Here is a 19,624-nt window from a genome sequence, read left to right as displayed (position 1 = left end):
AGTAGGAGGGGATGCGCCCAAAGGCGCATCCCCCTTTCGACATTACAAATCTTAGTATCAGGTGTTGGAAATGACCGCGTTGGCTTGCGCGTTGCTCAACGCCTGCCGGGCCCCTGGCCCCTCGTGACCCTTGGTGCGATCAGTCCGGGCTGTGTTCATCTCCATGGACAGCTCCCGCGTGGCCCTGGCGTAGCCGGTACGTGCCGACTGTGCGCCAGTCCTACCGGTGACCTCCGAGATAGCGTCCCAGTCAGGGCCCCCGTCCTCAGACGGCTTGCCAAGGTGCCTCTCCTCGATGATCCGAGCCTGCCACTCCTTGAGTCGGCCCCAAGCGCGCTTGATGTCCAGCGCGGTATCCCGAGCCTCCCCGGTGGTCCACTTGGTGGACGCATCCTCCGGGGCCGGTCCGTTGTCCCAGTCTTCACGGTCAAAGAAGAACGGGAGGAACAGCCGGACATACTCCGGATCGTAGAAGTATTGGTCTGACTCGTTTACACGCTTCACTCTGTCCGCGCGAGCGTGCACAGCGGCAACGTTCTTCAACCGCGTCTCGATGAGCCCGGACTGACCTTCACGCCAAAGGATCAGGTAGTCACGCGAACGCTCCACCACCTCAAGGGCGAGAAGGCCGTAAGCCTCCTCCTCCTCAATGCCGTAGGCATAGTGAACGTCACGCGACACGTGCGCGATGAGGGGGAGAAGGTCCACAATCTCATCCATGTTCATCGGTAACGGACCCCCTCAACCATGAAGCTGTAATCATCGGCGATCATCACAAGCTCCGGGTAGACGCGCGGCTTCTTTTTGTTGCCTCGCTCGACACGGAGGATTCCGAACGCGTTATGCCAACTGTTCTTTCCACCCTTGAGGTATGTCGCCATGGTTCGATCCATGGCGTGGCCTACCTCCATGCCCATAACCTCAATGCTCTGGTGGTCCGAGGCTAGGGGCCCGGCCACCAAACCGGCACGGTGCGTGTGACCACACACCACCGACTTACCAAGGGCCTTGGCCTGAATCAACGCAGTGTTGCCGGGGATCTGAGAGATAGAACCCCAATCGCCGTGAGTCAGCAGCCATCCGGGCGCAAGCTCGTGATAGGTCTGGTGATACGTCACGCCGAACCCGTCAAAGTCCAAGGCGTTCTCAATCGAGATGACCTGTCCCTTGATGGTCAGTCCGGCAATCTCGGGGAGATGCCGCTCAATCGCTGCCTCCAACCGGTCATCATGGTTGGCGCGGCTGAGGTGAAACGGACCGTCGTAACCCTTGCGGATGTAGCCCAACCAATCTCGGGTCTGCTGAAAGCCACCCTCAAGGCCCCCGGTGAACTGACCCCGGAGGCCACGAACCCACCGGCCAAGCTCGGTGGAGTCAGTCAGGTCACCAACGTGCGCCACCTGGTCAGGGGCGTACTCCCAAATGAACTCCGCCAACTTCTTTGTCAGCACCGGATCGTGTAGCGGAAACTGCGTGTCGGGCAGGATGACAATGCGCTCAGTAGTGCTCACCAAGCCTCCTCAGCAAGACTCTTCGGGATGTCATCCCCGTCAAGGAGAACCTTGAAATACTGGCCGGCGGCTGTGTGGAAAGCGATCAGGCCCTCAGGGTTTCGGAACCCTGGCACCATCCATGAGCCTGTGTCCCGGAGGGTGTAGAGACTGCCTAGAACCGCGTTGTTGAGGTTCTTACCGCTGTCCATCCACAGCACCGGCACAACGTCACAGCACGCGGGGGCAGGCTTGGCATCCTCAAACCGCTCCACAACATCGGGGTCAATGGTGGGGTTGTACCACCGGGCCACGTTGAAGAGGGCGAACCGCTTCTCAGTGAGGCCGTAGCCTCGCTGGATGCCCTGACCGAACCACTCGCCGTAATGGTGACCGGGCCCGAGTGCAACCAGGGCCTCAGCGTTCGCCCGAACCCACTTGGCGAACTGGTGGTTATCGTCGGACATCGTGAGCCACCGGTTCCGGCTGCCAGGCCGGAGGACGTACACCAGGCCCTCAGCCTCATTCGGAACCCGAATCTCACCGGGCAGGATGTCAGCCTGAGAATCGAAACGCTCAGTCCGGATGGAGATCAGGCCGTTAGTCCCGTCAATCTTCTCCGTGATGATGATGTCTTTGTGAAGACGGGGGATCTTGCGGAAAGAGGGGTAAGTCTCAGACAAGGTCAAGCTCCTGACTACGAGGGGAGGCCGTACCAACGTGCAAGTAGATGTCGATGTCATCCGGGTAGTCCTGATCCCGGAAGAACAGCATTCGACCAAGGCCGGAGTATTGAGCCTCTGAGGCGTGAAGGTCCGCCACGTTTACGGCGATGAACTCCAGAAGTCCCGCCGGAAGCGGGACACCCATGCCCTTGCCCTCAAAGTGAAGGTGCCAATTCTGCTCAACGTAGATGGCGGAGAGCTTCCGAATGGCAACCGCCATCTTGAGATCCCACTCAAGGGCAACGGGGTCCTCCGGCGGGTCCTCCTCCTCATAGATGAAGTCAGAGGTAACCACGGGCTCAACCGCAGGCTTCTTAAACGGCCACATTCTTAGCCTCCAAAGCGTCAATCAGTCGGGCGATACGGATGTCAGTCATGGCGGCGTAAACGGCCAAGTCCTGAGCCTCTTCACGGGCCATCTCAAGGATCTGAACGGGGGACATCCGCTCAAACCGCTGACCCTCGGGAGTCTCGTACTGCTCACTCCCGACCCCGTTTACACGGGCCATAGCCGCACGGATAAAGCCATCCGTGTACTCCGCAAGCTGGGCGGAGGTCATGCCGACCGGCGGTGCAGCCAAGGTCACGCTTACGCGCTCAACCTCATTGGCTCGCATCCACAGGATGCACGTGCTACTCCACTGAACCTGGTAAGGAAAGGAGGTATGGTCCGTATCAATCACCGTGCCGATGTCGCCCATACGTGGAACACCGCCGTTGAAGTCCCGCAACATGCGGACCTTGTCACCCTTGTTCATCGCTTGACCTCCAGTTTGTCTAGGAGGGCATCCGGGCCCTCAGTCGCTACGAATGAGTTCACGTCGTGGCCCTCGGGGAGGATCACGATTCGAGAGTTAGTGACCTGAGCCGCTACCTTCTCCCCGAACGCCTTGCCCTGGCCTTTGTCATCGTTGTCGCAAAGGATGTAGACAGCCGCGTAGCCTTTGAAGGCCCGAGCGAAATACGGCTTCCACCCGTTGACCCCCGCTATGCCCACGGCCGGCAAACCCGCTTGGTGGGCGGTCATGGCGTCAAACTCGCCCTCTGTGATGCACACGAACGGTTCACGCCTACACAGGTCATTGGTGTTGAACATTCTTGGTTCATCACCGGGGACACTGCGGTATTTCGGTCCCTCGTGCGGAGGGATGGCCCGGAAGCGCATAGTCACTACGCCCGATCGGGTCAGGTAGGGAATGGCCAGCATTCCCCGGTAAAGCTCATGACCCGCTAAGGGGTTTTCTACGTACCCGAGACGTAGCGATTGAGCGTTGACCCCGGACAGGGCCCGACTCTTCAAATACTCCACGGCGGGACTGTCGCGAAGACTGTTGCTGTACGCTTCCGTAGCTTCCGCCAAGAAGGTCCTCAAGGAACTGTTTGGCACCGACAAAATCTCTTGCATCTCCCTTCCAAATAACCAGGCCGAACGCATCCTCATTCACGTCACATGAGAAGCACTTGAAGCGGCCAAGCTCCGTGTTGACGGACGCGCTAGGGTTCCTGTCCCCCGACTCTTGGAAGGGGCATTTCATCCGCCTCCACCGGGCCCCGGTGGGGACGAACTGTGCGCCGTAGTGCTCAAGCACTCGGTCAATCGGCGGTTTCTCCACCAGGGCCCTCCGTTCTGTCTTACGTTACAAATCTTAGCTTCAAGTGTTGGAGAATCAGCCGCGTCTGCGGCGGGTCCGCCTCTTCTTGGGGGGCCGTCCGGGGGCCACTACGTAACCGCCAAGGGCCCCAACCGCCGGAGGGTTAGTCAGGTAGTCAGCTAGCCGCTGTGCAAGCGCAGCGTCTTTGAGGCGGCCGATTAAGCGGGTGTTGCAGTAGGCGTGAACTACGCCCCTGACGTGCCCTCCGTGCTCGTGATCGATGTGCGGTGTCTGACCCTGTTTAAACGGCTTCCCACAGCATCCGCAGACACCACCCTGATACGCGATGATCTGCTCATACTGCGCAAGGGTGATGCCGTACGTCCGGAGGACCCACGCCGCACGAGCGTTGACCTTCTGGCAGGCCGGGCCGCAGTAGGACAACCGCCGGCCAGTGAGGGCCGCGCCACAGACAACGCACTTCCGGTCAGTCAACTACCGTCCCAAGAAGCTCCTCCACGCTCTCAGCGAGAGCGCAATACTCGTCAACCTCGTGAGTTGGCGCGAATCGCTCCATGTGCTCAAAGTCCGTGTTGATAGAGAAGTACAGGGCCTTAGCCTCCTCCGGCGTCAGCCGGAGCACGATCTCATTCTTCTTAACCTTAGGCATGAACGCGGTCCTCCAATGTCATTGTGGGCGGGGCGTACTTGAGGGGGAGTGACCAACTCCCGGAGGGGTCAGCCTTCCCGGTTCGGTTCTTGACCGGAGTTACGTACATGGTTCCCATCTCATCGGTGCCCACGGACGCATCCCGGTGGAGCGTCAACACCATCTCGGGAACCTTCGAGACTTTGCCCCGGAGGCCACTGAGTGGCACGGCCGTGATTCCGTCATCAAAGGTTCCGGTCACGTGGTGGAGGGCGATAACAGCCGCGCCCGTTTCACGGGCCAACTCGTGCAAGTAGTCACACGCTGCCTCAAGTGCTTGGTATCCCTCGGGGGCATCGTCAAGCCTCATGTTGGAGAGGTTGTCGATAACGATCACGTGGGGCCACTCACCATAGGTGGCGGCGTAAGCCTTCAACTCCTCCTCTAGCATGTCGATTTCAATCGACCCCGAGAAGTCAAAGCGACAGTGAGACTTCTTCTCTAGCAGAGCGTCAATCTGCTGAGTGTTCTTGTGCTCCACCGCGTGCTCAATGTCAACCGTCCGGTAACCGGTGAACATGGCTCCGGCACGGAGGTACATCGTGAAAGCGTCAGTGTCCGCCGAGAAGTAGAACGATGGCACCTCAGCCTTCAAAACGAGGCTGAGAGCAAACACCGACTTACCCACACCGGGGGCAGCGGCAATCAGTGTGAACTGACCCCGCCGGACATGAACGCTCTCAGCCGCTAGCGTCTGGAAAACCGTAGGAATCGGTTCCCCTGCCGCGCCTTTCGTGTGCTTGGCCCTGGTGAGGGTAAGCAAGTCTTGTCTCCTCCCCATAGCTCCCCCGGTCATCGGTGCCGGGGGAGGTTACAAATAAGAGCTTCCGGCCCTGCTAAAGAGCCGAGGGTGTTACTTGATCCACGCCGGAGGGCACTGGGACTCATCACCCTTGGGAGCAGGACACATCCACGCCTTCCACTTGGAACCGTCCCGCTTGTCACCGGTCTTGTAGACCTTCGTGCCGTGAGGGCAGATGGGGGCCGTGGAACCCGGAGGGGTGTTGGCCGGCGGCGTGGCCGGAGGGGAGGCAGCTCCGCCGTTGTCCGGGTGACCCGCTGGGCGGATACCGGGGAACGACTGAGACAGGGTGTCGATGGCCCGGATGGTCTGAGTGACACTCCCGACAATGGCCGGGAGGCCCGTAGCCTCAACGGCCTGAACCATGTCACAGGCGGAAGCGGCATCCTTCGCGTGGATCACGAACCAGGGCGCATCGTGGCCTCCGTGGGCCTTGATGGTGACGGTGATGCCCTCTTGATAGTCAGACAAGTTCTGACCTCCTTAGTTAGGTGGGTATTCGTTCGCTCGCGCGCCGAGTGCCTGACAAAAGTCCGAGACGCCACATGTACGGCAAGCGTCGCCAGGATTCGGGTTGAACAGGCCAAGGCGGATAGCAGTGTCAGCGTTCTTAAACCACCGGGTGACCCTGTCGCGTGTAAACACGCTGAGGTCCACGGGCTTATCCGGGCGGCCATCCTTGGCCATCCAAAAATCGCCCCAACGTGGCCGGTAGCCGGTCAGTTCTTCCACAGCCAAGGCGTACACGCCTAGCTGAAACTCCCACTCGGGACGCTTACTCCCGGTCTTCCAATCTCGGACGGTTACCCGTCCATCGGGCCAAACGGGAAGGTTGTCGATAAACCCGATTACCTTGATGCCGTCTAGGTCAAGCTCAAACTCCACCTCAACGGCAGGGTCACCCTGAAACGTCCAACACTTCTCCGGGGCCCCGAGTGCGTAAGTCATGTACGTACGCACCTGGTCTGCTCCGCGCTCCCGTCTCCGGGAGATATCGTCATCGGCTCGTGTCCGGCCCCCGGTGAGCCATCGGGCTAGGTCAGGCTCTTTTGCCTTCCCCTCATCAATGAGGCGGTCATACTCGGCCGTGTAGTAGTCCACTACGTCATCCGGGCTTGACTCCCTCTCTGATAGCTCCCAAAGCTCAGCCGCACTGTGGAACGCGATTCCTTGCGCAAACCAGGCAGCGGGCCTCTGAGGGGCCCTAGCGACCTTCTCTAATCGGAACTGCTCACCGCACTTGGTGAACGTGCTCCACTGGGACACGCTCCGGTGAAGCGGTGGCCCGTGTGTCGTCTCCAACTGGCCCCCTTCTGTATGTTACAAATCTTAGCTTGAAGTGTTGGAAAAGGGGCCCGTAGGCCCCTGTCCATCAACCCGTCAGAAATCGAAACCGATCACGTCGGGGAGCTGCATCCCGTTCCACTCGGGTAAGGGAGCGTCTTCAATCCAAATGGTTCGATACTGCATCACGCCACCGGGCGAGAGGTTCCACAGCTCCATGTGAATCTGCCGGGAACCCCCGAGGATCATCATGGTGGTGGCGTAGTCCTCAACGTCAGCGTTCATCGTGAAGAACGCCTCATACCCGACCCGCCCATCCTTGAAGATGTAACGGGCCACGGAGCAAATCTCCGGAAGGTCATACATCACTTGCAAGTCCTCCAACCCCTCAAGGGTGTCAAAGGTCTTGACAATCTCGGCCGGGCCCCCGACGACTACCCACGGCGCACTAGTCATTGTGCTTATCGTTCCTTCTGTACGCGGCTGAGTGGACGGGGGGTTGTCAGTTGACGGCCTGGTGGCGCATCAGCCACCAACGGACCGTTGCAGGCGGTACGCCAACTGTCGCCGCTACCTCAGTCGAGTTCAAACCCTTGCTGAGCAGGTCAAGGGCACGCGTGACCTTAGCACTCTTAAGTGTCTTATCAACAGTTGAAGCTTCAGCCACATTACGCCTGACCAGGGAGTTCGTCCGCTTGGGGTTCAGCTTCCGTCGATCGGCGGAAGAGAGTCCACCGAACACCCCATGCTCCTCCTCCCATCCGCGCTCACGGCAAGCCGTGTAAACGGACAGAGGGCAGTCAAGGCACCCATCTTTAGCCAATTCAATCTCCTCCTGAACCTCGGAGAACCAGAGGTCAGGATTTTTAGCACAGATGTACGACACGCGCTCTCCCTAAGGTTACAAATACGAGCTTGGCCCGTAAATGTAAGGCCCCCCTTCCGGGTGGCCCCTCACTTGCTGACGTTACAAACCATAGCATCAAGTGTTGGTGTCCGCAAGAACACTTGTGCTAACCGTGCAGGTAGGACGGTTGGGGGCATGAAAAAAGGGCCTCCCACCAGGGGAAACCCTTTTCGCTGGTCAGCGCTTCCTACTGTCCACCGATGGAGGCCTGACGATCGATTTCCCGTCTGAGTCGGCCCTCGGGGCGTAGTAGAAGCCACCAGAGATGGGGGAGGCCGGGTTGGGTGGACACTCGGGGTCGTACGCAACCACCACGTTGGCTCCCTCAATTTCACGTAGCCACTTGGTCAGCATCCGCTCACGGACCGGGCTCAGAGTCTCGCCCTTCTCCTTGCGGGCCAGTAGCCGGAGCATCTGAACCGGGAAGGCGTACGTGTGGGCACGCTTCACGGTCCACGGGATCATGGCTTTGTACGACGGACGCTCAGCCGTGGCGTTCGCGTTCCGGAGCCTCAGGTACACAGCTGAGGTAGATACGCCGTACTGAGCCGCAATGTCCGCGTAGGTCCAGCCTTGCCGGCGCAAGTTCACAAGTACATCGTTGTCGGGGAGAAGCCTGGGAGCAGGCATAACGCAACCTTAAATTGATGGCAGTTGACGGAAGCTTATGTTTGCGATGCTCCTATTTAACCAGACGTCTGAAGCTTCAGCAACTTAAGTATGACTCAGGGTGTCACGGAACCGCCACAGGTCATATCCGCGCTGGTCAGCGTACCTGCCGGTAAGGTCTTACGGAGTGGTGACGGATGTCCGGGTGACCTGTACCCTGGTGTCCACGTTTGACCGGCCTCCGGGCCCGTAGGAGGCAATCTGTGAAGTGTGTCGTGTGCGGCAAGAAGGCTCTTGAGACGCCTGTCACGATCGCCATCGGTGGTGACACTCGGGTCTTCCACCTGTGCCGAGACGACAGGGGGCCGATTGACGAGCTGTTCAACCTCGGAACCCCTGAGCCGAACGGGGCGACCCCTACAGCGGTAGTGAACACCGCTCACCGGGTGGAGGCGTTCGACTGGAAACCCGGACAGTAAGAGAGGGCCCCCACCGGGGGCCCTCTTCGTTCACACGTCTTCATCCTTCTTGCCCCTACCGGCACGAGCCTTAGCCATCCGCTCAGCGGAAGCCCTCCGCTGCTCATGACCCTCCGGGGAAGCCCACAGGTCATCCTGACGGATCAGGCCCCGTGTGACCGGGCTGAGGCAGTAACCCTCCTGTCGGTGATCGTCAAAGTAGGTCACGCCGCTAAACGAGTTGTGGCAGACAGTGCAGTGCGCCTCCTGACCCCGAGGGGTCCGGCAACCTCCACCAGGAGGACACCGGGTGCCCATCGGGCGGCCATCGGGGTACTTGGGGGCAGAAACGAGATTCAAGCGCACGGGGCAGCTCCTAGCCTGAAGGGGTGAGTGCGTATCGGGTGACCACCTCGGAACCGCAAAAACGGGTGGTTGTCGTACGGGCCCGGTCCGCAAGACGGGCCCTGGACCACGTAGCGGTGGCGGAAGCTCGGCAAAACCTCCTAGCCGCCGGCCTCAGGCCGTTGCCGCTACCACAGGCCCTCAGGCCCCACGTTGGAACGGTGAATATCCCGGTTGATTGGCATGAGGAGGCCCTTGAAGGTGGGGCCGATTTTGATTAGCCAAGGGCCCTTGTCGCCCTCGGTCTGGTAGATGTCCGCCATGCGCTCTGTCTTGTCCGTCTTCACCTTGGCGAACGGTGAGAACTTGGCCGGATCGATGCACGAGACACCGGGGATCGCCGCAGGCCGTTTAAACTCCGTCTCGATGACAATCTGAGCGATGGAGTCATACAGAGCTAGGGCACGCTCATTGACTGCCAGGGAAGCCGTAACAGGCTCGCCCTCTCCCGTCTCAAGGGTCAAAACCTCCCCATCCACGGTGAGTGTTACAACGCCCTTCTTAGCCGCCCGAGCGGCCTTCTCAAGGGCATCAAGGTCCTTCTTGGTGACAAGGACAGTCTTGAAGTCCTCAGGCTCAAGCCCGGAAGAGTTGGCAGTCTTCACCTGGTCAGTACCGGCAACGTAGCTGTCCGTTCCGGCAGTCATGACGTAGGTAGCCGCAAACTCAATCAGGGCAACCTGAATCTTGGAAGCGGCAGGGATGAAGTACAGGGCGTTCGCCAGGGCCTTAGCGAGGCCCGGAGCTTCAAGAGTTACGGAGTACATTCGTCCACCTCCTGAACTCCTGTAGGTAGAGCAGGGCCCCGAGGGGCCCTAACTCTGTGATTACAAATGTGAGGATCAGTGCAGCATTAAGCAAGAGCGGACCTCAGAACAACCTCCTCAAACTCAACGGCGATGCGCTGAGCGTGAGCTAGAGCGGCAGACTCGCCAGACTTGGCGTTGGTGGCGGTAACAGCCTTCACAGCGGCAGGGTGCATCTCGTGGCCGGCAAACGGGGCCAGCAGCGACAGGGCCTCAAACACTGGTGTTCTCCTTAAGCATCTCGGCGAACTGACGGAAAGCCTCAGCAATCCGGAAGTTAACTCGCCAGTCGGGGTCATCGGTCGGTGTGATGGAGCATTCAAGGAACAGGCTGTCAGAAATGGCCTTGGCAGCCTCAGCGGGGGTCACTCAGCTTCTCCAACCTCTTAGCGAACTCATCGAACGCCACCGAAACCACGTAAGCGGCTTCACGCCGCTCTCTCGATGTGGAGTTCATGAAGTCCCGAACAACCTGGTCTTGCACCTGCCGGGCAAGCCTGGCAATCAGTTCATAGCTCACTTGGCCTCAAGCTCGTTTCTCAGAACGGTCACCAGACGCTTAGCCCCGGCAACCATGTTGATCCAACCCCTACGGCGCATCTCCTTGATGTGAGCCTCAGCAAGTGCCAGCACCAAACGGAGCATGTCCCTCCGGCCATCCTGGTATCCGGCGGAGTAGGCATCATCTTCAGGAAAGTCATCCACGACAGTCATCCTCCATAGCCTCAAACTCGTCAGGGTCAAAATCGACGTAGGCAGCCTTGGCGCACTCCCTAGCCACCTTGGCTAGCTTCTCCGGGGACAAGCTCAACACTCCTCCAACGTTACAGATCTAAGCTTCCGGGGGAAGAAAAGGCCCCCTCCGAGGGGGGCCGTTGCTGCCCTGCTGAGAAAACCTTACCCCAAGGTGTTGGAAAACCCGGAAGGCTGCCTGAGCAGCCAAAACGGCCTCTGCTCAAGATTTTTTAAAAAAGTTCGTGAAAGTTGGGTTTAGCCGTCCGGGTTTAAACCCGGTATATAAGGGAGGGAGGGGAGGGCAAGGTTAACCCTTGACCGACCCGACCGACCGACCGAGCTTAGGGGCCTTCCAACAGAAGGCCCTACACTGTAGTTAACTACTACTACAGGGAACCCCTCAAGGGTTCCCCTAGTTAACTACTACTTAGAGGCCCCTGAAGGGGCCTCATAGAAGGGCCCTCCTGAAGAGGGCCCTATATAGGGGTAGTTACAGAAGGCCCCCTAGAGGGGGGCCCTGTAGTGAGCTTCAATACTTGTTCAGTCTGTAGAACCCTAATCCCTATGGGCCAAGGCAACAGGTGTCCTCGACACAGGCCCAAGAGAGATCACGCTCTGAGTGCTACTCAGAGAGGGTATGACTATGAGTATCAGCAGAATAGGATTCTGCTACTAAGAACTAACACACTGTGTTGGTTATGTAATAGATATGGATCTGATACAGCAGACCATATAATCCCCCTATCAAGAGGGGGATCTAACAAGCTGTCCAACCTAAGGCCAGCACATAAGAGTTGTAACAGTAGACGTGGCAACCGGCCACGCTAGGTGAACACACAGGAAATAATTACCTTTATTTATTTTGCCTGCTCAGACACACCTAGTATGCCTGGCCCCACGGGGGAGGGGAGGGTAAAAACCTTCCCCGACAACTTTACTGGACCCACGCCTTTAGCTGCGCATGAGTGGCCGGGATTCACTAAGAGTTGTGGGCATTCGACTTAAAGTCATGCAAGGTTTAAACGGATTGGAGGGGATTAGATGCCAAGGGATAGAAAGCCTGTCGAATTGAAGTTGATTCAGGGCAACCCCTCCAAGGATTCGAGTCTTGGCGAGACTCGGAAGTCTGCTACGGGTGTCCCTGCCCCTCCGGCTGACCTCCGGGGCGAGGCTTACGCCGAGTGGTGTCGTATCACAGCGTTCCTGGCATCCGCCGGCCACGTGGAGAAGGTTGACCACGCGGCCCTAGTCGTCTACTGCTCAGCGTGGGGGATGTTCGATCAGGCCCGGAGGGCCATGGACGAGCACGGGCCCCTAGTGCTGGGACGTGACGGAGGCTACGTAAGGAACCCTGCCGCTCAGGTCATGAACGACGCGTCAAAGATCATGATGACGTACGGGTCAAAGTTCGGCTTCACGCCTCGGGACAGAATCAACCTCGGGATGACGAAGGCCGATGACGGAGACGACATTGAGCGGCATCTAGCCGCTCTGTAGCTTGTGGCGGGGTGGCACCTTGCCGGTATGAGATCCCCGTCAAGCGGGATGGATCTCCCACGGCCACCCTGCCCTAAGGCTTTGGTCCCTAGCTCAGGTGGTAGAGCGTCCCCGTGAAGTGGGGAGGGTCGGGGGTTCGATCCCCTCGGGGCCAGCAATCAGGGGCCGTACGTGACGTTGGCACAGCGGACTGAGCGCGTAGCTTGGTCGGAGTTCACTCTCCCGAGGGTTCGATTCCCTCCCGCCCCTTAGACAAGAAGAGGGGCCCCCGGTTGGGGGCCCCTTGGGTTTAAACGGTTCAGAGGTCAGCGGGCTTGAGGCCCTGGCGCGCAAGCTCGCGCTTCTCCGTGGGGGAGGCCTTGAGGTAGCGGTTGCGCATCCGAGTCTCCGCAGCCTTGGCCTTCATCTCCGGGGTCCACTCCTTGCCCTTGAGCGGAGACTTGCTCTCCTCCTCCTCAGTCTCCTCAACCTCAGGCTCCGGGTCCGGGATGACCACAACCGGGGCAAGCTTGAGCTTGGACGCGAACCACTCGGCACCGACGAACAACAGCACGGTGAGGGCCCCGAACATCTGCTGACCGCGCGTCTCGCCGGACAGCACGTTGCAGATGAACGACACGATGCCCACCAAAACCATGATCCACGTTCCGGCCTTCTTGCCTGCCGCATCGAACGCGGCGGAGGTCCGACCGATGAAGCCAAGTACGGCCAGGCCGTCAAGCATCAACGGGAACGCGGCGGAGAACTGCTCATCTGCCCCGGTCGCCATGACCACCTCACGGATGTGACCGTAAGAGAAGTAAAAGCAACCGATGGCTTCTGCCAGGACAAGGCCCTTGATCGTGTAGAAGGTGGTCTTGCTCGGAGCGATGACCTGAGCCACTGTGAACCCCTCGTTTAAACGCTGTGCTCTCTTGCTGACTCTGACACTCTAACCTCTCATTTGTAAGCTTGTCAAACCCAAAGAAGGGGGAACCCCTATGGGGGATCTCCCCATCTCGCCGTTTATCGATTTCGAGCCTGAGTCTCGCCTGTTCAGGTACGACGAAAGCAAAGCTGAGCGGGTCATCCGCTTTATCGAAACTTTCTGCGTACACACCAAGGGCAGGTTTGCGGGTAAGCCGTTCCTCCTGACGGACTGGCAGAAGAACGAAATCATCCGGCCCCTGTATGGCCATATGCAGTGGGACACACAGCTAGGCGCGTACCGGCGGCAATACTCCATCGCGTGGCTTGAGATGGCCCGTAAGCAAGGCAAGTCTCAGCTTCTCTCGGCACTCGGGCTTTACCACCTGGTGGCCGATGGCGAGGAATCTGCTGAGGTTTACGGCGTAGCGGCTGACCGCGATCAGGCCTCGCTGGTGTTCAACGTCGCGAAGCGGATCGTTGAGCTGTCGCCCCGCCTCCGGGGTTGGGTCGAAATCATCGACTCAAAGAAACGCCTGGTGTACGCCAAGACGAACTCTTTCTATCAGGTGTTGCCCGGTGACGCGGCCGGCGCACTCGGCGTGAACGCCAGTGCCGTTCTCTTTGATGAGGTTCTGACTCAGCGAGACAGGCACCTGTGGGATGCGATGCGCCAGAGTTTCGGTACGCGTGTCCAGCCGCTCATGATTGCGGCGACTACTGCCGCGTACACGTCTGCCGCGTTCGCGCTTGCGGAGCACGAGCATTCGGTTCAGGTCCAAGACAAGCCGTGGATTGACCCTAACCGGTTTGTGTTCGCTCGGAACCTCCCCACTGATTGGGACTTCCGGGATGAAGGCGTTCCGCCTTGCCCCGAGTTCCCTAAGGGGACCGGCTGGTATTACGTGGCCCCCGGCCTTGGCGACTTCTTCTCCATCGAGACGATGCGCGCGGAGCTGCGGGAGGCAGAGTCCCGGCCACAGACGCTCCAGAGCTTCCGAGTCTTCCGCCTCAACCAGTGGACATCCCAAGCGGAGCGCTGGTTGGACATGGAGGTTTGGGATGCCAACGGGACGCTTGCGTTTACACGCGATGCGCTCAAGGGCCGTCTAGCTTTCGGGGCCCTGGACCTTGCATCAACTCAGGACTTCACAGCATGGCTGCTGTTGTTCCCCGGATCACCCCATGATCCGGAGGCAGGCGGTTTCACGGTGTTGCCGCATTTCTTCGTGCCACGTCCGGCGGTTGAGATGCGATCGAACATGGCTGACCGCATGGCCCATTGGGAGCGGGAAGGCTTCATCACTGTCACGGAAGGTGTGGTCACGGATTATTCCGTGATCCTTGAGCACATCGGGACGGACGCCGAGACATTCCGTATCCGGATGATCGGCTATGACCCTTGGAACGCGACGCACCTAATCAGTCTTATCGAGGACAGAGGGCAACCAACCGTAAAGGTGCCTCAGACTGCCCCGAGACTGAACGACCCATGCAAGGCCCTTGAGTCCGGGCTTGCTGAGCGGCAGATGTTCCACGGCGGTCATCCGGTCCTCCGGTGGATGGCGGACAACGTTGAGTTGGAAGTCACCGGAGACGGCTTGATGAAGCCGAGCAAGAAAAAGAGCGGCGAGAAAATCGACGGCATAGCCGCGTTGGTTACCGCGCTCTTTGTGGCCTCCATCCCAATGGAGGAGGACCCTGAAGTCAACTTCATTGACTTCAACCAAATTCGCACCCTCGGGGAGGAGGGCATCACCGATGAAGAACAGCAAGCACTTGCGGAGTTCCTTGAAGCGTGGAACGCAGACGATGACTAAGGCCTTGTCGCGCACTGTGAAGTCTCACCGGGCTAATGCCCTCCAAGTTTCGGGCCTGGCGGTGTTCGCGTCTGGCGCTTTCGTACTTGCCCCGTGGCTTGGCCTGTTCGTGGCCGGCGGTTTCCTGGCGGCTATCGGATGGGCGATTGACGAATGAGTCTGTTTAAACGATTTGAGACGCGAGCGGCTTTGTCCGGCACGGCCGGAGATTGGGCCCGTGACGTTGAGTGGAACGGTGGCAGCAAGAGCGCTGCCGGAGTGACCGTGAACCCGAACCGGGCCCGGACGCTGGTTGCCGTGTGGGCGAGCCAAAGCCTGATTGCCGATGGTGTGGCAAGCCTCCCGGTGGATGCGTTCCGGAAGATGAAGGCCAAGGGCCGGAGGCTGCCGGTAGATGGCCCGGCCTGGTTGGCCGCGCCGAACCCGTTTGAGACGCCGTATGCGTTCTGGCACAAGGTGATGATCAGTCTCCTTGGTGAGGACGGTAATGCGTTCATCGCCCTCGGACGCAACGATGCGGGAACGATCGTCTCCGTGTGGGCGGTTGACCCCAAGTTGGTTGAGGTGGACGAAGACTCCGCTACGCCGATTTACCGCATGGGCGGTAAGGACTTCACGCCTAAGGAAATGCTCCACATTCCGGCCTTCACCGTTCCGGGGAAGCGTCGGGGTATCTCCGTGATTGATCACGCTAAGGAAGCGATTGGGCTTGCCCTGGCAGCGGAGGAGTTCGGCGCAAGGTTCTTCTCACAGGGAACCACCATGGCGGGTGTCGTTGAGCATCCGGGCAATCCCAAGCCCGGTGAAGTTGCCATCCTGGCGAAGATGCTCAAGAAGTCTCACGCGGGCATCATCAACAGTCACGCTGTGGGCATCCTGACCGGTGGCGCTTCTTGGAAGTCCATCAGCATCACCCCGGAGCAGGCACAGTTTCTTGAGACTCGACGCTTTCAGAAGCTAGAGATTGCGAATCTCTACCGCGTCCCCCCTCACATGATTGACCCCACGGTCCAATCCTCTTGGGGAACGGGTGTCGAGGAACAAAATACTTTCTTCATTCAGCACACTTTGGTGCCGTGGCTTGTCCGGCTAGAGCAGGCGTTCTCCGCTCTGCTGCCTAACGGCCAGTACATCAAGTTCAACGTTAACGCCCTACTGCGGGCCAAGACGTATGAGCGCTTCCAAAGCTACGTGATCGCTGTCAATAACGGCATCATGTCGCTCGATGAGGTCCGGGCCCTTGAGGACATGGAACCGATTCCGGGTGGCAAGGGTAAGGCGCACGTTCGCCCGATGAACGTGTCTGAGATTGGAAAGGAGCCACAGGCGGCTAAGCCTGTTGAGGCTCCACCTGAGTCGGAGGAGGAACCTCCGGCGGATGAGGAGAAGGAGAATGACGCTGACGAGTGAGATTGAGCGTCGCACTCTTCCTACCGAGTTTGAGGTTAGGTCCGCCGGAGACGGCAAGGTGGTTATTGAGGGTTACGCGTACCGGTTCCGGGCGCGCTCTCAAAACCTCGGTGGCTTCAAGGAGACAATCCTTGAGGGTGCCGGCAAGGAAGCCATTGAGCGTGACGACGTTCGCGCGCTGGTCAACCATGACGCAAACCTGATCCTCGGTCGGAATCGTGCGGGCACCCTCCGCCTGTCGGAGGACTCGGAAGGGCTTGCGTACGAGATTGACGCCGATGAGCGTCAGTCGTATGTGCGTGACCTGATTATCTCGATGGAACGCGGGGACGTGTCTCAGTCTTCGTTTGGTTTCCGGGCCCTTGATGAGGACTGGAGCCTTGACGAGGATGACTTTCCGCTGAGGGCCGTTCGGTCCCTCGCACTGTTTGACGTATCCCCGGTGACTTACCCGGCATACCTCACCAGCGAGTCCAAGGTGAGTACGCGCGCCCTGGCGCACGCGGCAACTCTCGTGCCTGAGAAGCGCGCCCTTTGGATTCCTGACCCTCCGCCACTGCCTAACGCTGTGGCGCTTCACCTTCTACGCGGCTAAGCCCGGTAGAGCAGGGCCCTCCCCGATCGGGGCAAGGGCCCTTTTTTCATGCCCATTTCCGGGCTTAACACAAGGAGGAATTCCCTAGTGGATTTCAAGGCTGCGGCAACTGTCGCGCTGGAGAAGCGCGCACGTGCTTTCGAGGAGCGCAAGCGCGTTCTTGAGGATAAGGTCTTCACCGATGAGGAGAAGCGTTCGCGCATCTCGGCTATCGATGCGGATATCGATGCTCTGGCCAAGGAGGCGGACGGCCACGTTCGCGCGGCTGAGTCTGAGGTTGAGACTCGGGCCATCAATGAGCGGATGGCGAAGCTGGCCGGCGGTTCCGGTGAGCAGCGCGGTTCGGCTCGTGATGAGGCTGCGGAGCTGCGGGCCCTGGCGCGCGGTGAGGTCAAGGAGGTTGACTTTGACCTTCGTACCGCTCAGTCGGTGGGTGGCACTGGCGCGGCGAGCAACACTAAGCAGACCACGTTTGTTGCTCAGGTTCTTGAGGCTATGCGTGAGCGTTCGGCATTCTTCAGCTACGCGCGTCTTCTGACCACCTCCGGTGGTGAGACGATGGAGTGGCCGGTTAAGAACGCGCTCAACCCGGCTACTGCTCCGGTTCAGCTTGAGTCGGGTTCGTTTGGCCCGGTGACTGAGAACACCGCGTACAGCAAGGCCAACACCGCTTGGTCGAAGACGAACATCGGCGCGTACAAGTACGGTGTTATCACCGAGGCTACGCAGGAAATCGTCGATGACTCGGAGCTTCCGATCCTGTCGATTCTCGCTGAGGATGCGGGTGAGGCCCTGGCGGATGCCATCGTGGCTGACCTGCTGGTTGGTGCGGGTACCACTAAGCCGTGGGGTTGGATCACTCGCGCTACCGCTCAGAACAACTACGCCAACTTTGCGGGTGCGCTGACCTTTGACAACCTGCTGGATCTCCAGTTTGGCCTGAAGGCCCCGTACCGCCGTAACGGCGTCTACATGTTCAACGATTCGGCTAACCCGATTCTGCGGAAGCTCAAGGGCACCGATGGCCAGTACGTGTGGAACCCGAGCGTTCAGGCCGGTATGCCGGACACCCTGTGGGGCAAGCCCGTTCTGACTGACCCGAACATCCTTACCGTGGGTGCGGGTGCGAAGGTTGCCGCGTTCGGCGACCCGTCTAAGTACCTGATCCGTCAGGTTAAGAGCCTGAAGGTTACCCGTAGCGATGAGTACGGCTTTGACCGTGACGTTATTGCGTTCAAGGTGAACTGGCGCGGTAGCGGTGATCTGTTCGACACCAACTCTGTTAAGTGCCTGACTGTCACTGCCTAATTGATCGGGGCCCCTCCGGGGGCCCCTTTCTTTTTGCCTGACGCACAACTTAATGGAGGTTTGAAGTGAAGATCAGAATTACCCGTACCGTCCCCGGTTACACGGCTTACCGGGTTCTTCTGCGCGGTGACGTAGTGGAGCTAGACAAGGGCCTCGCTTTCAGTCTGATTCAGGATGGCTACGCGGAGGCTGTTGCTGAGGCTCCGGCTGAGCGTCGCGAGACGCGCGGACCGGGCCGCCCGCGTAAGGAGGCGTAACCGTGCGCTTCCTGACTGGCCGGGCCCTAGCGCTGACCCACACCTTCCTAGATGACGAGTCAGAGCTAACGCCTGACACCGTGACCGTGTCGGTTATGCGGCAGGGTGCCACAACCCCCGCGTTTGAGGGGCCCGCTTCCAAGGCAGGCAGCGTTTACACGGTTTCCGTTCCGGCCCTCCCTCAGGGCGTTTACACGGCCCTGTGGACGGGTGACGGAGTAATTGACGCCACCGTGCTTGAGGTTGTGGGCGGCTACCTGTTCACCATCCCCGAACTCCGCAAGTCAGATGAGGATCTGACCCCCGACAGACACTCCACCGCTGACGTTCGACGTGCACGGGAGATCACTGAGCGGGAGTTTGAGTCCATCACCGGCCGTAGCTTCACGCCCCGCACGCGGAGGATGCCGGTAGGCAGCTCCGGGGAGTCGTGGATCTGGCCGGGCCTGTGGGACGCGTACGCCGTGGCGAACGTTGTGGATGTGGCCGGCGCAGACGTAACCGCGTCCGTGTCGGTGGACGAGCTGGGCGGACTGGTCGGCTTCGACACCCTGCCGTGTGGCGTCTACTGGCTTGACGTGTCGTACGGATTCAAGGCCGTTCCTGACGACATCCACAGGGCCGCTCTGCTGCGGGCCCGTAGCCACCTGGTGGCTTCGAGGTCCGGAATCCCGGACAGGGCAACCAGTTTCCAGCCTTCCGAGGGTGGCACGTACACGCTGAGCACTCCCGGTGTTCGGGGTTCTCAGACAGGCATCCCGGACGTTGACAAGGCCCTGAGCGATTACACGTTCAGCCTCGCTGAGTCGGTGAGCCTCGGATGACCACCAGGGCCCCCGCTGTCAAAAGCTTCCTCCGGGATCTCCTGACGGATATGCCGATGACATCGGCAGACAAGTTGCAGGTGTCCTACGGCTATCCGGTCCGCTCGGTGGAGCGGAAGTGGACTTTCGTCGGTGAGATCACGTGGGACGAAATCCGTTGGGTCACGAACCGTTCCCGTGAGGAGACGTTCTCCATCACGGTGGGTTTCTCGGCTCAGATTACGGGCGGTACCCCGGAAGAGGTTGAGAACTACGTGACGGCTATGGCTTCCGACTTTGAGGCGGAGCTAGCCGCCAACCCTGGCATGTCCGGGTTGGCTATCACATCCATCTTTACCCCTAAGCGCATGAACTCTTGGCCGGTTGATCCGGCCCTGTATGAGGCGCAATTTGAAACGGTGGTGACCGCAACGTGTCGGCCGTAGTCGTTTACACGGGTCATGCCCCTGCCGTTACCGGTGGGGGTTTTCTTTTTCCCCGAAATG

The 19,624-nt window shown here is 59.6% G+C and carries 28 protein-coding genes and 1 tRNA gene; 9 read left to right on the top strand and 20 right to left on the bottom strand.

Annotation, left to right across the window (positions count from 1 at the left end; all coding sequences use genetic code 11):
* Positions 1-57: 57 nt before the first annotated feature.
* The 19 genes from FLL47_RS15035 to FLL47_RS14960 form a co-directional block, all read right to left on the bottom strand.
* On the bottom strand, positions 58-726 hold the full coding sequence (locus FLL47_RS15035) for a hypothetical protein (RefSeq protein WP_144121149.1): 669 nt from the start codon (positions 724-726) through the stop codon (positions 58-60).
* Positions 723-1,511, bottom strand: a complete 789-nt coding sequence (locus FLL47_RS15030) for a hypothetical protein (protein WP_144121148.1) — start codon at positions 1,509-1,511, stop codon at positions 723-725. Before FLL47_RS15030 ends, FLL47_RS15035 begins: the two co-directional genes overlap by 4 nt.
* Positions 1,508-2,173, bottom strand: a complete 666-nt coding sequence (locus FLL47_RS15025) for an RNA ligase family protein (protein ID WP_144121147.1) — start codon at positions 2,171-2,173, stop codon at positions 1,508-1,510. The genes FLL47_RS15030 and FLL47_RS15025 overlap by 4 nt, the downstream gene beginning before the upstream one ends.
* On the bottom strand, positions 2,166-2,543 hold the full coding sequence (locus FLL47_RS15020; RefSeq protein ID WP_144121146.1) for a hypothetical protein: 378 nt from the start codon (positions 2,541-2,543) through the stop codon (positions 2,166-2,168). The genes FLL47_RS15025 and FLL47_RS15020 overlap by 8 nt, the downstream gene beginning before the upstream one ends.
* Positions 2,530-2,973 (bottom strand): hypothetical protein, encoded by a 444-nt coding sequence (locus FLL47_RS15015; protein ID WP_144121145.1) that lies wholly within the window; start codon positions 2,971-2,973, stop codon positions 2,530-2,532. Before FLL47_RS15015 ends, FLL47_RS15020 begins: the two co-directional genes overlap by 14 nt.
* Positions 2,970-3,524 carry a toprim domain-containing protein gene (locus FLL47_RS44055; RefSeq protein WP_246157934.1) on the bottom strand — a complete coding sequence of 185 codons (555 nt, stop codon included), beginning with the start codon at positions 3,522-3,524 and terminating at the stop codon, positions 2,970-2,972. Before FLL47_RS44055 ends, FLL47_RS15015 begins: the two co-directional genes overlap by 4 nt.
* Entirely contained in the window at positions 3,436-3,828 is a 393-nt protein-coding gene (locus FLL47_RS45195; protein WP_222106082.1) for a CHC2 zinc finger domain-containing protein, read from the bottom strand. Before FLL47_RS45195 ends, FLL47_RS44055 begins: the two co-directional genes overlap by 89 nt.
* Positions 3,829-3,882: 54 nt before the next feature.
* Positions 3,883-4,251, bottom strand: a complete 369-nt coding sequence (locus FLL47_RS45190) for an endonuclease domain-containing protein (RefSeq protein WP_425457712.1) — start codon at positions 4,249-4,251, stop codon at positions 3,883-3,885.
* 43 nt (positions 4,252-4,294) lie between these two features.
* Positions 4,295-4,477: a hypothetical protein gene (locus tag FLL47_RS14995; RefSeq protein WP_144121143.1), complete on the bottom strand. Its 183-nt coding sequence runs from the start codon at positions 4,475-4,477 to the stop codon at positions 4,295-4,297.
* Positions 4,470-5,279 (bottom strand): DnaB-like helicase C-terminal domain-containing protein, encoded by an 810-nt coding sequence (locus FLL47_RS14990; protein ID WP_186315747.1) that lies wholly within the window; start codon positions 5,277-5,279, stop codon positions 4,470-4,472. Before FLL47_RS14990 ends, FLL47_RS14995 begins: the two co-directional genes overlap by 8 nt.
* Positions 5,280-5,369: 90 nt before the next feature.
* Positions 5,370-5,789, bottom strand: coding sequence for a hypothetical protein (locus FLL47_RS45360; protein WP_484051821.1), 420 nt, complete (start codon positions 5,787-5,789; stop codon positions 5,370-5,372).
* Between the two features lie 12 nt (positions 5,790-5,801).
* Entirely contained in the window at positions 5,802-6,584 is a 783-nt protein-coding gene (locus FLL47_RS45185; protein ID WP_425457710.1) for a PD-(D/E)XK nuclease family protein, read from the bottom strand.
* Positions 6,585-6,698: 114 nt separating this feature from the next.
* Entirely contained in the window at positions 6,699-7,058 is a 360-nt protein-coding gene (locus FLL47_RS14980) for a hypothetical protein (protein WP_144121140.1), read from the bottom strand.
* Positions 7,059-7,104: 46 nt separating this feature from the next.
* Positions 7,105-7,488, bottom strand: a complete 384-nt coding sequence (locus FLL47_RS45180; RefSeq protein ID WP_144121139.1) for a WhiB family transcriptional regulator — start codon at positions 7,486-7,488, stop codon at positions 7,105-7,107.
* A gap of 198 nt (positions 7,489-7,686) precedes the next feature.
* Positions 7,687-8,139 (bottom strand): helix-turn-helix domain-containing protein, encoded by a 453-nt coding sequence (locus FLL47_RS14970; protein WP_144121138.1) that lies wholly within the window; start codon positions 8,137-8,139, stop codon positions 7,687-7,689.
* A gap of 488 nt (positions 8,140-8,627) precedes the next feature.
* A complete protein-coding gene (locus FLL47_RS45175; protein ID WP_425457709.1) occupies positions 8,628-8,894 on the bottom strand; it encodes an FDXHR family putative zinc-binding protein in 267 nt (88 codons plus the stop codon).
* Between the two features lie 215 nt (positions 8,895-9,109).
* Entirely contained in the window at positions 9,110-9,748 is a 639-nt protein-coding gene (locus FLL47_RS14965; protein WP_144121137.1) for a hypothetical protein, read from the bottom strand.
* Between the two features lie 252 nt (positions 9,749-10,000).
* On the bottom strand, positions 10,001-10,156 hold the full coding sequence (locus FLL47_RS42935; protein ID WP_186315746.1) for a hypothetical protein: 156 nt from the start codon (positions 10,154-10,156) through the stop codon (positions 10,001-10,003).
* Positions 10,157-10,303: 147 nt separating this feature from the next.
* On the bottom strand, positions 10,304-10,501 hold the full coding sequence (locus FLL47_RS14960; RefSeq protein ID WP_144121136.1) for a hypothetical protein: 198 nt from the start codon (positions 10,499-10,501) through the stop codon (positions 10,304-10,306).
* 585 nt (positions 10,502-11,086) lie between these two features.
* On the opposite strand from FLL47_RS14960, the gene FLL47_RS45170 reads away from it, so the two are divergent.
* The 3 genes from FLL47_RS45170 to FLL47_RS14945 all read left to right on the top strand — a co-directional run bounded on the left by FLL47_RS45170 (position 11,087) and on the right by FLL47_RS14945 (position 12,174).
* Positions 11,087-11,350: an HNH endonuclease gene (locus FLL47_RS45170; protein ID WP_144121135.1), complete on the top strand. Its 264-nt coding sequence runs from the start codon at positions 11,087-11,089 to the stop codon at positions 11,348-11,350.
* A 240-nt stretch (positions 11,351-11,590) separates the two neighbouring features.
* A complete protein-coding gene (locus FLL47_RS14950; RefSeq protein ID WP_186315745.1) occupies positions 11,591-12,019 on the top strand; it encodes a phage terminase small subunit P27 family in 429 nt (142 codons plus the stop codon).
* 82 nt (positions 12,020-12,101) lie between these two features.
* Positions 12,102-12,174: transfer RNA gene (locus FLL47_RS14945), tRNA-Phe, on the top strand.
* Positions 12,175-12,317: 143 nt separating this feature from the next.
* On the opposite strand, the gene FLL47_RS14940 is transcribed toward FLL47_RS14945, so the two are convergent.
* On the bottom strand, positions 12,318-12,902 hold the full coding sequence (locus FLL47_RS14940) for a DUF2637 domain-containing protein (protein ID WP_144121133.1): 585 nt from the start codon (positions 12,900-12,902) through the stop codon (positions 12,318-12,320).
* Positions 12,903-12,999: 97 nt separating this feature from the next.
* Between FLL47_RS14940 and FLL47_RS14935 the strand changes: the two genes are divergently transcribed.
* From FLL47_RS14935 to FLL47_RS14910, 6 genes are all read left to right on the top strand, one after another.
* Positions 13,000-14,745, top strand: coding sequence for a terminase large subunit (locus FLL47_RS14935; RefSeq protein WP_144121132.1), 1,746 nt, complete (start codon positions 13,000-13,002; stop codon positions 14,743-14,745).
* A 153-nt stretch (positions 14,746-14,898) separates the two neighbouring features.
* Positions 14,899-16,155 (top strand): phage portal protein, encoded by a 1,257-nt coding sequence (locus FLL47_RS14930; protein WP_144121131.1) that lies wholly within the window; start codon positions 14,899-14,901, stop codon positions 16,153-16,155.
* Complete coding sequence (locus tag FLL47_RS14925; protein WP_186315744.1) at positions 16,139-16,750, top strand: HK97 family phage prohead protease; 612 nt, start codon at positions 16,139-16,141, stop codon at positions 16,748-16,750. The genes FLL47_RS14930 and FLL47_RS14925 overlap by 17 nt, the downstream gene beginning before the upstream one ends.
* An 87-nt stretch (positions 16,751-16,837) precedes the next feature.
* Positions 16,838-18,058, top strand: a complete 1,221-nt coding sequence (locus FLL47_RS14920; protein ID WP_186315743.1) for a phage major capsid protein — start codon at positions 16,838-16,840, stop codon at positions 18,056-18,058.
* Between the two features lie 259 nt (positions 18,059-18,317).
* Positions 18,318-19,139, top strand: a complete 822-nt coding sequence (locus FLL47_RS14915; protein ID WP_144121128.1) for a hypothetical protein — start codon at positions 18,318-18,320, stop codon at positions 19,137-19,139.
* A complete protein-coding gene (locus FLL47_RS14910) occupies positions 19,136-19,564 on the top strand; it encodes a hypothetical protein (protein WP_144121127.1) in 429 nt (142 codons plus the stop codon). Before FLL47_RS14915 ends, FLL47_RS14910 begins: the two co-directional genes overlap by 4 nt.
* Positions 19,565-19,624 lie beyond the last annotated feature (60 nt).

The sequence above is a fragment of the Catellatospora sichuanensis genome, from assembly GCF_007483665.1.
GTDB lineage: Bacteria > Actinomycetota > Actinomycetes > Mycobacteriales > Micromonosporaceae > Catellatospora > Catellatospora sichuanensis.
This window is presented reverse-complemented; position numbering and strand designations above follow the sequence as displayed.

Excerpts from the sequence above, each read along its gene's own strand:
- FLL47_RS15035 (WP_144121149.1), bottom strand. The coding sequence starts at position 726 with ATGAACATGGATGAGATTGTGGACCTTCTCCCCCTCATCGCGCACGTG.
- FLL47_RS15020 (WP_144121146.1), bottom strand. The coding sequence starts at position 2,543 with ATGTGGCCGTTTAAGAAGCCTGCGGTTGAGCCCGTGGTTACCTCTGAC.
- FLL47_RS15015 (WP_144121145.1), bottom strand. The coding sequence starts at position 2,973 with ATGAACAAGGGTGACAAGGTCCGCATGTTGCGGGACTTCAACGGCGGT.
- FLL47_RS14995 (WP_144121143.1), bottom strand. The coding sequence starts at position 4,477 with ATGCCTAAGGTTAAGAAGAATGAGATCGTGCTCCGGCTGACGCCGGAG.
- FLL47_RS14980 (WP_144121140.1), bottom strand. The coding sequence starts at position 7,058 with ATGACTAGTGCGCCGTGGGTAGTCGTCGGGGGCCCGGCCGAGATTGTC.
- FLL47_RS14970 (WP_144121138.1), bottom strand. The coding sequence starts at position 8,139 with ATGCCTGCTCCCAGGCTTCTCCCCGACAACGATGTACTTGTGAACTTG.
- FLL47_RS45175 (WP_425457709.1), bottom strand. The coding sequence starts at position 8,894 with ATGGGCACCCGGTGTCCTCCTGGTGGAGGTTGCCGGACCCCTCGGGGT.
- FLL47_RS14965 (WP_144121137.1), bottom strand. The coding sequence starts at position 9,748 with ATGTACTCCGTAACTCTTGAAGCTCCGGGCCTCGCTAAGGCCCTGGCG.
- FLL47_RS14960 (WP_144121136.1), bottom strand. The coding sequence starts at position 10,501 with ATGACTGTCGTGGATGACTTTCCTGAAGATGATGCCTACTCCGCCGGA.
- FLL47_RS45170 (WP_144121135.1), top strand. The coding sequence starts at position 11,087 with ATGGGCCAAGGCAACAGGTGTCCTCGACACAGGCCCAAGAGAGATCAC.
- FLL47_RS14935 (WP_144121132.1), top strand. The coding sequence starts at position 13,000 with ATGGGGGATCTCCCCATCTCGCCGTTTATCGATTTCGAGCCTGAGTCT.
- FLL47_RS14930 (WP_144121131.1), top strand. The coding sequence starts at position 14,899 with ATGAGTCTGTTTAAACGATTTGAGACGCGAGCGGCTTTGTCCGGCACG.
- FLL47_RS14925 (WP_186315744.1), top strand. The coding sequence starts at position 16,139 with ATGACGCTGACGAGTGAGATTGAGCGTCGCACTCTTCCTACCGAGTTT.
- FLL47_RS14910 (WP_144121127.1), top strand. The coding sequence starts at position 19,136 with ATGACCACCAGGGCCCCCGCTGTCAAAAGCTTCCTCCGGGATCTCCTG.